The 11,717-nt window shown below is 40.1% G+C and carries 9 protein-coding genes and 1 pseudogene; 9 read left to right on the plus strand and 1 reads right to left on the minus strand.

Annotated elements, in window-relative coordinates; genetic code table 11:
• Positions 1 to 209, plus strand: a pseudogene (locus BUA88_RS16395) (IS110 family transposase); the annotation flags it as partial.
• Positions 210 to 345: 136 nt separating this feature from the next.
• On the opposite strand, the gene pflB reads toward BUA88_RS16395, so the two are convergent.
• Positions 346 to 2,604 (minus strand): formate C-acetyltransferase, encoded by a 2,259-nt coding sequence (gene pflB, locus BUA88_RS11625; protein WP_072918204.1) that lies wholly within the window; start codon positions 2,602 to 2,604, stop codon positions 346 to 348.
• A gap of 324 nt (positions 2,605 to 2,928) precedes the next feature.
• Here pflB and BUA88_RS11630 point away from each other — a divergent pair, with 324 nt between their 5' ends.
• The 8 genes from BUA88_RS11630 to BUA88_RS11665 all read left to right on the plus strand — a co-directional run bounded on the left by BUA88_RS11630 (position 2,929) and on the right by BUA88_RS11665 (position 11,678).
• Complete coding sequence (locus BUA88_RS11630; protein WP_072918207.1) at positions 2,929 to 4,779, plus strand: diguanylate cyclase; 1,851 nt, start codon at positions 2,929 to 2,931, stop codon at positions 4,777 to 4,779.
• Positions 4,780 to 4,783: 4 nt separating this feature from the next.
• Positions 4,784 to 5,665 carry an exonuclease domain-containing protein gene (locus tag BUA88_RS11635; RefSeq protein ID WP_072918210.1) on the plus strand — a complete coding sequence of 294 codons (882 nt, stop codon included), beginning with the start codon at positions 4,784 to 4,786 and terminating at the stop codon, positions 5,663 to 5,665.
• Between the two features lie 125 nt (positions 5,666 to 5,790).
• Positions 5,791 to 6,363, plus strand: coding sequence for a flavin reductase family protein (locus BUA88_RS11640; protein ID WP_072918213.1), 573 nt, complete (start codon positions 5,791 to 5,793; stop codon positions 6,361 to 6,363).
• Positions 6,363 to 7,670 carry a M18 family aminopeptidase gene (locus tag BUA88_RS11645; protein WP_072918215.1) on the plus strand — a complete coding sequence of 436 codons (1,308 nt, stop codon included), beginning with the start codon at positions 6,363 to 6,365 and terminating at the stop codon, positions 7,668 to 7,670. Before BUA88_RS11640 ends, BUA88_RS11645 begins: the two co-directional genes overlap by 1 nt.
• A gap of 60 nt (positions 7,671 to 7,730) precedes the next feature.
• Entirely contained in the window at positions 7,731 to 8,519 is a 789-nt protein-coding gene (gene hisA, locus BUA88_RS11650) for a phosphoribosylformimino-5-aminoimidazole carboxamide ribotide isomerase (protein WP_072918218.1), read from the plus strand.
• A 30-nt stretch (positions 8,520 to 8,549) separates the two neighbouring features.
• Entirely contained in the window at positions 8,550 to 9,764 is a 1,215-nt protein-coding gene (locus tag BUA88_RS11655; protein ID WP_072918219.1) for an LL-diaminopimelate aminotransferase, read from the plus strand.
• Between the two features lie 233 nt (positions 9,765 to 9,997).
• Positions 9,998 to 11,416, plus strand: a complete 1,419-nt coding sequence (locus BUA88_RS11660) for a class I adenylate-forming enzyme family protein (protein WP_072918222.1) — start codon at positions 9,998 to 10,000, stop codon at positions 11,414 to 11,416.
• A gap of 25 nt (positions 11,417 to 11,441) precedes the next feature.
• On the plus strand, positions 11,442 to 11,678 hold the full coding sequence (locus BUA88_RS11665; RefSeq protein ID WP_072918224.1) for an acyl carrier protein: 237 nt from the start codon (positions 11,442 to 11,444) through the stop codon (positions 11,676 to 11,678).
• The last annotated feature ends 39 nt before the right edge of the window (positions 11,679 to 11,717 follow it).

The following is an 11,717-nucleotide window of genomic DNA, read 5'->3' on the forward strand; positions in this document are numbered from 1 at the left end:
ATGGTTCCTCGCAACTTCGATATGCATTAATAAATTGTTGCTTGCCATTGATTAGATTTGATATGACATTTGCAACCTACTATGCCAAAAAAAGAGCCGAAGGAAAGCCTCATCGAGTAGCTATAACTCATGTCGCTAAAAAGCTTGTTAGAGTTATTTTTGCTTTAGAAAAGCAAGACATCGATTTTAATCCTTCAAAAGTACGATAAATAAAGCCAATAACCTTCATGTATGTACCATCTGATATACAAAATTCAGATGGCTTACTAATTTTATGCTTTTTTTGAGATTCTAATAAAACATCATTTATCTATTGACTTCTTATAGTTTGTCACCTCTTATATCTTAAAGTGCCTCGTGGCAAGTACGTGCAATAACGTCAAGCTGCTGAGTCTTTGTTAAGTCAATGAACTTAACAGCGTATCCAGATACACGGATTGTGAAGTTAGCGTACTCTGGCTTCTCTGGATGCTCCATAGCATCAATGAGCTTCTCCTTGCCAAATACGTTTACGTTGAGGTGGTGTGCACCCTGATCGAAGTAACCGTCAAGTACGTTAACAAGGTTTGCAGTACGCTCTTCATCTGTGTGACCAAGAGCACCTGGGTTGATTGTCTGTGTGTTAGAGATTCCATCAAGTGCCTCTTCGTATGGAAGCTTAGCAACAGAGTTGAGGGAAGCGATAAGTCCGTTAACCTCAGCACCGTATGATGGGTTAGCACCTGGTGAAAGTGGCTCGCCAGCTGGACGTCCATCTGGAAGAGCACCTGTAGCCTTACCATAAACTACGTTTGAAGTAATAGTAAGGATTGATGTTGTAGGCTCTGAATCTCTGTATGTATGGATGTGACGAAGCTTGCCCATGAATGTACGAAGAAGCCAGATAGCGATTTCGTCAGCTCTGTCATCATCGTTACCGTAACGTGGGAAATCTCCCTCGATTTCAAAGTCCTTTGTAATTCCGTTCTCATCACGGATAGCCTTAACCTTTGCGTACTTGATAGCTGAAAGTGAATCTACACAGTGTGAGAATCCAGCGATACCTGTAGCAAATGAACGACGTACATGTGTATCGATGAGGGCCATCTGGCAAGCCTCATAGTAGTACTTGTCGTGCATGTAGTGAATCATGTTAAGTGTACCTACATAAAGGTGAGCAAGCCAATCCATCATCTGGTCGAACTTCTGCATAACCTCATCATAGTCAAGGTACTCAGATGTGATAGCCTTGTACTCTGGTCCAACCTGGTCGCCAGACTTTTCATCAACACCACCGTTGATAGCGTAAAGAAGGCACTTAGCAAGGTTTGCACGAGCACCGAAGAACTGAAGCTCCTTACCTGTCTCTGTTGCAGATACACAGCAGCAGATTGAGTAATCATCGCCCCAGGTTACACGCATTACATCATCATTCTCGTACTGGATAGAAGATGTAGTAACAGAAATCTTTGAAGCGTATTTCTTGAATGACTCAGGAAGACGGCTTGAGTACATAACTGTAAGGTTTGGCTCTGGTGAAGGTCCCATGTTCTCAAGTGTGTGAAGGAATCTGTAGCAAGTCTTTGTAACCTGGTGACGACCATCAAGACCGATACCACCAACCTCGAGAGTAGCCCAAACTGGGTCACCTGAGAAGAGCTGGTTGTAAGACTCGATACGAGCAAACTTAACCATACGGCACTTCATTGTGAAGTGATCGATGATTTCCTGTGCCTCAGACTCAGTGATGATTCCCTTTGCAAGGTCACGTGAGAAGTAGATATCAAGGAATGTAGATACACGACCTACTGACATAGCAGCACCGTTCTGTGTCTTGATAGCTGCAAGGTAACCGAAGTATAACCACTGAACAGCTTCCTTAGCTGTACCAGCTGGCTTAGAAATATCGTAGCCGTAGATAGCAGCCATTTCCTTCATGCCCTTAAGAGCATTGATCTGATCTGTTATTTCCTCACGAAGCTGGAAATCGTAACGACGCATACCCTGACGAGCTGTAGCTGCGAAATCTGCCTGCTTCTTCTCGATAAGGTAATCAATACCGTAAAGAGCAACACGTCTGTAATCGCCTACGATACGTCCACGTCCGTATGTATCTGGAAGACCTGTAAGAATTTTATTGTGACGGGCCATCTTCATCTCTGGTGTGTAGATGTCGAATACACCCTGATTATGTGTCTTGTGATATTTAGTAAAAATCTCGTGAAGCTTCTCGCTTGGCTCATAGCCGTACATTCTGCAAGACTGCTCAGCCATTGTGATACCACCGAATGGCATGAAAGCTCTCTTAAGAGGCTTGTCTGTCTGAAGACCAACAATCTGCTCGAGATCCTTTGTCTCTTCTGAAATGTAACCAGCGCCGTGAGAAGTAAGTGAAGATACAATATCTGTATCCATGTCGAGAACGCCACCCTTTGCACGTTCAGCTGCCTGAAGTTCCTGAAGCTTTCCCCAGAGAGTGTTAGTAGCCTCTGTTGGGTCTGCTAAGAAAGATTCATCTCCATCATATGGAGTGTAGTTGTTCTGGATGAAATCGCGTACATCAACGTTGTCTTTCCAAACGCGACCTACGAATCCATCCCACTGTGAGAAATCGTGATTTGCCATGATTATTCTTCCTTTCTACTACAATAACATTAAATGCTTCACGCTAGTTGGGGTTGTGCTTACGCATATCATTGGACAGTTAGATGCGTCTAACACGCTAGCTGAGAAATACTATAACATATGTTTGATAAGAAAATAACAATGTACTTCAATTAATACATTGCAGATATAATTTTTGTTCAATTAACCAAAAATAAGGAAATTTTTTGACCCCAGAGATGGAAACTTATTGATAATTTTATAAAAAAGGTAACGAAAAATTCATAAAAATAGAGTACAATAAATGCAGTCGTATGGGGTGAATTTTGTATTGGGAGAAATACTATGATTAACGGCAAGAAATTAGTGGTTCTTTGTGCGTATCGAGTTTACGATGCGCAGGTGTTTAGTTTTATTTCTGAGCTTAACAGACTTCTTAATGAAAAGGATTGTTGTCTGTTCGTTTACGCTCTGAATACAGAAATAGGAAACAGCGGTGATAATCAGGCGGAGACTGCAGTTTTCGATTTGATTCCTTATGATAAAGCGGATGCTGTAGTCATAATGGATGAGAAGATAAAGTGTCGCGAGCTGGTTCAGAGTATTATTGCAAAGGCAGAAGCTCATGATGTTCCGTCTGTCGTTATTGATGGAAAATATGATGGCGTATCCTTTGTAAACTATGATTACGAGAAGGGGTTCGAGGCGGTAGTTCGCCACGTCATAGAGGATCATCACGTAACCCGTCCTCATTTCATGGCAGGAAAAATAACAAGCGAGTTTTCAAATGCCAGAATAGAAGTCTTTAAAAAGGTAATTGCAGAAAACGGAATCGCCTTTGATGACAGCATGCTTAGCTATGGAGATTTCTGGTCTATGCCAGCGCGCCTTGCAGCTCAGGAAATTATAAGATCTGGAAATCTGCCAGAGGCAGTAATTTGTGCTAATGATATTATGGCGATAAATGTCTGTGATGTTTTTCAGGAGGCAGGTCTTAAGATACCCGAGGACATTATTGTCACAGGCTTTGACGGAATAGAGGAGGCCTTCTGGTCTGTACCTGGAATCACGACAGCAGCCTGCAACAGTAAAGAGCTTGCTACAGCCATTATGGATGTTGTTCGCCAGTTGTTTAAAGGCCAAAGAAATATTGAAAAGTGGATTGAGCCATCATTTATTGCAAATGAATCCTGCGGATGTCCAAGATGTAAGCTGGATTTGTTATCAGTTGTTGATGGTTTGAATAATAGATTTTATCATCATCAGGATGATATCCATATTATGCAGAACATTGCTTCCCGTACAATGGGAGCTCAGTCAATAGAGGAATGCATTCATTATTTAAAGAATCCGATGACTGCTCACACCTGTTGTGTTATTGAGGAGTCTTGCTTTGATATGGAAAACAATTTCTTCGAGGAAGAAAAGGCAAGTGGAAAGAAATGTGTTTTCTTAGATTCATATTCTGAAGGGGACAGGATTGTGCTTTATAATCCTGAGACAATCATTCCTCATTTAGATGGTATTTTGGAAAAGGGATATCCCTTGGTTTTCAATTCGCTTGAATACATGGGAAAATCTTTAGGATTTATTTGCTATACCTATCCTCGATTTGATATTATTGACTACGCGAAAATGCCGGCTATTACCAACAGTATTGGAATGGGAATTGGCGGTTATGTTTCAATGAAATACCAAAAATATCTCCGTGATAAAATCAGGAGAATGTATCAGAACGATTCACTTACAGGTCTCTACAACCGAATGGCTTTCAAGGGGCATTTTGAGGAATTGAAGGAGAATCCTATTAATAACGGACAGCCACTTACAGTTATTATGGCTGATTTGAATGGACTTAAATCCATCAATGACACATGCGGTCACAGTGCAGGCGACCATGCTATAGCTACAGTTGCAAAAGCGCTTACTGACGCATGCCCACCTAGTGCTATCAGCGTCAGATTTGGTGGTGATGAGATGTTTAGCTTCGTTCTTGGTGAATGTGATACAGATGAAATCATCTCTGATATAGAGGATGTATTAAATGATGAAAGTGCGAGACTGGAATACAAAATTTCTGCCAGTCTCGGAATATATGAAACAGTCTTCCATGAAAAGATAGACTTGGAAGAGGTTATTGGTCGTGCGGATGAGCAGATGTACAGCGTAAAACGCGCGGTCAAAGAAGGGCGGTAATTTAGTGAGCACTAACACAGGAAAACAAACTACAAACAAAAAGGGGCCAAGTCAGACTGCACCATTAGGATTCAAGGGAAAGAACCAAGCATTTCTTGATGCCGAATATCTAAGTGCCAGATTTAAAAAGACCTCGATTGAGGATGTTATATCTGTGGGAGTGGTCATTACTAATCCGGAACATGAGGAGCTGGACAGATTCTATTCTACAGTTCAGCTTACAAGAGGTCACAAGCTCCCACCTCTTATCACGGAGCTTACAGGACTTACAAATGAAGAGCTTGAATTTGCACCTAGCTATGAAGATGTTATGACAGAGCTTATCAATCTAATTAAGAAATGGCAGGTTGGTAAGATTTGCGTCTGGGGCGGCGATAAGAATAATTTCCAGAGGGATTTTGAATCACGTAATCTGGAGAAGCCACTTAAGAGAAGTGTAGCAAAATTCATCAGCACCTTTGAAAATATTCAAAAGGATGTGAGCCTTGATATCACAGGCGGATTGGATGCTAATCTATCTCTTGCAGATATGAAGACAATTTGTGGTCTTGGTGGTCACGTTGCTCACAACGCTTTAAACGACGCAGAGGATATGCTTGAGTGTATCAGAATCATCGAAAAGGACGAGATGAAGTATGATGGCGTGGAGGCTGCTGAGTATAAGAGATTCAGAGGTGAGTATGTTAAAAACAGAAGCTTCGATGATCCAGAGGTAGATGAGGATTACATTATTGATTCTCCACTTGGATTACAGTTCTTAGAGGAGCTTAAGGACAGAGGCTTTGCAGATGACCCTAAGACTAAGGCTTTCATGGATGACTTAGGATTTATCCTTGGTAAAGGAAATGTATATATGGGTACGTTCTCTGAGATGATTAATGAATAATGAGGTATTACCGATTTTCGGTTTAGAGGTTAAAATGTAGAATCCGCGCCTGCATTTTAACCTCTTTTTTTTACAGGTGAACTAAGGTATATTTATATAGATTTGAAAGCGTTTAGGAGGTGCTTATGGCAAAGCAAAAATGGAAACCAGGAAATATGGTTTACCCACTTCCAGCGGTTATGGTTACCTGCCGTGGAAAAGATGGAAAAGACAATATTTTGACTGTTGCCTGGACAGGTACAGTTTGTACTAATCCGCCTATGGCATATATTTCAGTTAGACCTAGCAGACATTCCTATCCAATGATTATGGAGACGGGAGAATTTGCTATAAATCTCACCACAGAAGAGCTTTCATTTGCTACTGATTTTTGTGGTGTTAAATCGGGAAAAGATGTAGATAAGTTTGAAAAGTGCGGTCTTCACAAAGTAGAGGCTGATGAGATAAATGTTTCTCTTATTGAGGAATCTCCAGTTAACATTGAGTGCAGAGTTCGTGAGGTACATGAATACGGCTCTCATACAATGTTTGTTGCTGATGTTCTCTGTGTTCATGCCGATGAAAAATACATGAATGAGACAGGCAAATTTGAGCTGGAAAAGGCAGGCCTTTTGGCATATAGCCATGGCACTTATTACGGATTAACCAAGCCTCAGGGCACATTTGGTTATTCAATAAAGAAAGAAGGAAAAAAATAATGAATAAGACAGTTAAGGGTTTATTTGATTTTATAGAGAAGAGTCCTTCTCAGTTTCATGTTGTAGCTAATCAGCGGCAGGTATTCTTAGATGCAGGTTTTGAGGAGCTTACAGAGGCCAGCAGCTGGGATTTAAAGCTTGGTGGCAATTACTTCGTTACAAGAAATGGTTCATCTATTCTTGCATTCAGAATGCCTAAGAAGGAATACAAGAGCTTCATGATTATGGCATCTCACACTGATTCACCAACATTCAGAATCAAGGAAATGCCAGAGATGAAGGAAGGCCACTACGTAAAGCTTAACACAGAGCGTTACGGCGGAATGCTTATGGCTCCTTGGTTTGACAGACCTCTTTCCATTGCAGGTCGTGCCATCGTTCGCACAGACGCAGGCAAAATCGAAACAAAGCTTGTAAATCTTGACCGTGATCTTTGCATGCTTCCATCCCTTGCTATCCACATGAATCGTGAGGCAAATGATGGATATAAATACAATGCCCAGAAGGATTTACTTCCACTTATTTCCATGGATGAAAAGTTCAATCTTAAGGATATGGTGGCAGAGTCACTTGGGGTAAAGGCAGAGGACATAGTTGGTTCTGATTTATTCTTATATAACAGAGACGCAGGTCGTGTATGGGGCGCTAAGGATGAATTTATTTCTATCGGACGTCTTGATGATTTACAGTGTTCTTACAGCTCAATGATGGGTATCGTAAATGCGAAGAACAGTGATTCAGCAGTAGAGCTTCATGTAACATTTGATAACGAGGAAGTAGGAAGCGGCACAAAGCAGGGTGCAGATTCTACATTCCTTTATGATACTTTGGTTCGTATAAACGAAGCGATGAACGGAAATAATTCAAAGCTTCTTGAGACTATTGCAAATTCATTTATGGTTTCAGCGGACAATGCTCACGCTCTTCATCCAAACTATGCGGAAAAGAGCGATCCTACTAATAAGGTATACATGAACGAGGGTGTTGTTATTAAGTTCAATGCTAATCAGAAGTACATGACTGATGGATTGGCATTTGGAATTTTTACAGAGATTTGCAAGAAGGCTAAGGTGCCATTCCAGACCTTTGTAAATCGTTCTGATGTGGCAGGTGGTTCTACACTTGGAAACATATCAAATGCACACGTGTCTATTAACGGCGTGGACATCGGCCTGGCTCAGCTTGCTATGCATTCTCCATTTGAGACAGCAGGTGTGAAAGATACCGAATATTTACTCAAAATCGCAATTAAATTTTACGAAACTGTTATTGAAAGTACAGCCGTAGACAGTTATACTTTGAAGTGATTTTTTGCTTTAGCGTGATAAAGAACGCTAAATAATTATCACTGGGAGGATTTTGGGAGTATGGAATTTAGACCATGCATTGATATTCATGATGGTAAGGTAAAGCAGATTGTTGGTTCCACAATTGCGGATTTGTGGAAGGAGAACGGACACCCAGAGGAGAACTTCGTTGCTGATAAAGATGCAGTTTATTATGCTAATCTTTACAAGCATGATGGACTTAAGGGTGGACACATTATTAACCTTAACAAAAAGGGGACTAAGGAATACGAGGCATCAAAGGAAGCGGCACTAAAAGCCCTGCAAGCTTATCCAGGTGGATTACAATACGGTGGTGGAGTAGATGATAAAAATGCCTTGGATTTTATCCAGGCAGGAGCAAGCCACGTTATTGTAACATCATTTGTATTTAATGGTGGTCGCATTGATTATGACGCATTAAAGCATCTATCTAAGGTAGTAGGTCGAGAGCATCTTGTTCTTGATTTATCCTGCACAAGAGTAGATGACAAGTTCTACATTGTTACCGACAGATGGCAGAAGAGAACAGACGAAATTATTACTTATAATTTCCTTGATAAATTAGCTTTCTACTGTGATGAATTTTTAGTTCATGCAGCAGATGTAGAGGGCAGACAAAATGGTATAGACAGAGATTTAGTTGGATTGCTTTCATCCTACAAAAAGGTTCCGGTTACATATGCCGGAGGTGTTTCCGATTACGGCGACATCGAGCTAATCAGCTATCTTTCTGATAATAATATGGATTTCACTGTAGGTTCTGCTTTGGACTTGTTTGGTGGACATCTATCATATGACAGAATAGTTAAGAGAATTGTAAGCCGATAGTTTTTTAATCGGTCACTTAAGGAGGTAAACATGTTCAAGGTAAACACTAATTTTCAGAAACTTCCAGGCAGCTACTTATTTTCAACAATTGCAAAAAAGGTAGCTGCTTACAGCGAGGCAAATCCAAATGCCGATATCATCAGACTTGGTATTGGTGATGTTACACAGCCAATTGCACCAGCAATGATTAAGGCTCTTCACGATTCAGTTGATGAGATGGGAAGCGCTTCTACATTCCATGGTTACGCTCCAGATTTAGGATATCCATTCCTTCGTGAGACAATCGCAAAGAATGATTACCAGGCAAGAGGTTGCGATATTTCAGCAGATGAAATCTTCGTATCAGATGGAGCTAAGTCTGATTCAGCAGATATTCAGGAGCTTTTTGCAGCAGATGTTAAGATTGCAGTATGCGACCCTGTTTATCCAGTATACGTTGATTCAAATGTTATGGCAGGTCGTCTTGGTACTTATGATGAGAAGCTTGGCAAGTGGTCAGATCTTATCTACATGCCAACTACTGCAGAGAATAAATTCGTTCCAGAGTTCCCAAAGGAAGTTCCAGATGTAATTTATCTTTGCCTTCCAAACAACCCTACAGGTACAACTCTTACAAAGAGCCAGCTTCAGCTTTGGGTTGATTATGCAAATAAGAACGGAAGCCTTATCATCTTTGATGCAGCTTACGAGGCGTATATTTCAGAGGCAGATGTTCCTCATTCAATCTATGAGTGTGCAGGCGCTAAGACATGTGCAATCGAGATTCACTCATTCTCTAAGAATGCAGGCTTCACAGGCGTTCGTCTTGGCTACACAGTAGTACCTAAGGATCTTGTATTTGACGGTGCTTCACTTAACGCTATGTGGGCTCGTCGTCACGGCACAAAATTCAACGGTGCGCCTTACATTATCCAGCGCGCTGGTGAGGCTGTTTACTCAGCAGAGGGACAGGCTCAGATTAAGGAGCAGGTTGGCTATTATATGAACAATGCTAAGACAATCTACACAGGTCTTAAAGATGCAGGCTTCGAGGTTTACGGTGGTGTTAACGCACCTTACATCTGGCTCAAGACTCCTGACAACATGACATCTTGGGACTTCTTCGATTATCTTCTTGAGAAGGTTCAGATTGTTGGTACACCAGGTGCTGGATTTGGCCCTTCAGGAGAGGGATACTTTAGATTGACAGCTTTTGGTTCTGCAGAGAACACTGTTAGGGCTATTGAAAGAATCAAGAGTTTATAATTTAATAAGTAGAGATTTATTGCACCCCTTTTGGCAATGCCATTTGGGGTGTTTTTGTGCCATGAACATAAAAATTGACAACATGAATAAAAGAAGCGGTACAATGTTACAAATTGTGTAAATTATTACAATATTATGAACTAAAATCATATGCTATAATGAACGGTAATTATTGTGGTAAATACACCAATGATGGATTTTAATACAATTTATAGAAGGAATGTGTAATAAATATGTTAGATTATTTAAATTTGCTAGAAAAACACAGCGACGCTAACGTTGTAAAGATGTTGGATGGCGTCAATGTAGACAGTTGGACATATGCGGACTATCTTCGTGATATGAAAAGATGTGCATATCAGTTAGAAGCACAGCTTGGAAATATTGAAGGAAAGCATATATGTCTTTTAGCTAACACTGATTATCAGTATATGGTTCTTGTTGGCGCAATTGTTTTTTCTCGTGCAGTTGTTATTCCTCTTAACAATTATGAGATTATGGATAATCTCCAGTATGCAATTAGTCAGGCTGAGGCTGATGCGTTAATTCTTCCAGACGCTGAAGAAAAAAGAGCATTTAAAGATTTGACATTAATTAGTCAGGAAAAGCTGTTTGCTACTATTTCAGAAGCATCAGACGAAAAAGAATTAGTTGATTTCAAGGATGAAGAAGCTGACAATTTAGCGCTTATTTTGTTCACATCGGGAACAACAAGCCTTTCAAAGGGCGTAGCTTTATCTGTTAGAAATCTTTATGGCAATATAAGAAGGATATTCCCAGGGGCATACTTAGAGGGGAAGGAAGATACTGTTAATGCGCATGCATACACTAATTTCCCTATGTACCATTTGGGAGGAATTATAGCTTGGCTTAGCTGGACAGCTAATGGCAGCACAATTTGTATTAGTAGAGATGCTAAGCATGTACTTTCAGATTTAGAGAATATTTCAATTGATTTTGCAGCAGTTACACCTGCATTGCTTAAGATGTGGGTTAATTGCATTAAGCGTGGTCGCAAGGATCGTATAGGTAATCCAAGACATATCATATCTGGTGGAGCTTTAATCGAGCCACCACTTATCAAATTCTTCATGGATAATGGCATCACTGTTGGTCAGTATTATGGAATGACTGAAACTGGTACTGCGGTTACTGCTAATTTTGATATGGACAATCACATCGATTCAATCGGCAGACCTGCAGATGGCGCAGAAGTATTTTGTATTGACGGAGAAATATGCGTTAGATCTTGGAGTAACATGCTGGGATATTACAAAAATCCTGAAGAGACAAAAGAGTGTATGAAAGATGGAGTAGTTTACACTGGTGATTTAGGTCGTGTTGATGATGATGGTTACGTCTACCTCACAGGAAGAAAGAAGAATTTGATTATCCTTTCTGGCGGTGAAAATGTTAGCCCAGAAGAAATCGAAACTAAGGTATATGAGAATTCATTAGTAAAAGAGTGTAAAGTCTTTGAGAAGAAAGACAGAATTGCTATTGAAATCTATGCACCTGAGCAGGATGAGCAGAGCATTAAGGATTACATAAGTAACCTCAATCAGACTTTGCCTGCATATAAAAAGATTTACTTTGTAGAGTTTAGAGATACAGAATTCGACAAGACAGCAACTGGAAAGATTAAACGTTAGGTACAACAAAGGAGGGATTTTGTAAATGAATGAAATTTTTGAAAACATTAAGAGCATAATAATAGATATTGCAGACATCCCAGAGGATGAGATTGAATTAGATAGCGAAATGCTTGATGATTTATGTCTTTCGTCAATTGAGATAATGTCAATTATCGGAGATATTGAAGTTAAATATGATGTTAAATTTGCTTCAGATGATTTATTAAAAATCAGAAGTATTAGAGATCTCATCTCTATTATTGAAGAGAAAAAGAATTAGTTAGAATAATTATCTTTGACTAAACCAGAGCTAAGGAAT

This window comes from Pseudobutyrivibrio xylanivorans DSM 14809, from assembly GCF_900141825.1.
Lineage (GTDB): Bacteria > Bacillota > Clostridia > Lachnospirales > Lachnospiraceae > Pseudobutyrivibrio > Pseudobutyrivibrio xylanivorans.

Bases quoted from the DNA above. Each gene is read 5' to 3' on its own strand.
- BUA88_RS11665 (WP_072918224.1), top strand. From the start codon at position 11,442: ATGAATGAAATTTTTGAAAACATTAAGAGCATAATAATAGATATTGCA.
- BUA88_RS11640 (WP_072918213.1), top strand. From the start codon at position 5,791: ATGGCAAAGCAAAAATGGAAACCAGGAAATATGGTTTACCCACTTCCA.
- BUA88_RS11630 (WP_072918207.1), top strand. From the start codon at position 2,929: ATGATTAACGGCAAGAAATTAGTGGTTCTTTGTGCGTATCGAGTTTAC.
- BUA88_RS11660 (WP_072918222.1), top strand. From the start codon at position 9,998: ATGTTAGATTATTTAAATTTGCTAGAAAAACACAGCGACGCTAACGTT.
- BUA88_RS11645 (WP_072918215.1), top strand. From the start codon at position 6,363: ATGAATAAGACAGTTAAGGGTTTATTTGATTTTATAGAGAAGAGTCCT.
- BUA88_RS11655 (WP_072918219.1), top strand. From the start codon at position 8,550: ATGTTCAAGGTAAACACTAATTTTCAGAAACTTCCAGGCAGCTACTTA.
- hisA (WP_072918218.1), top strand. From the start codon at position 7,731: ATGGAATTTAGACCATGCATTGATATTCATGATGGTAAGGTAAAGCAG.
- pflB (WP_072918204.1), bottom strand. From the start codon at position 2,604: ATGGCAAATCACGATTTCTCACAGTGGGATGGATTCGTAGGTCGCGTT.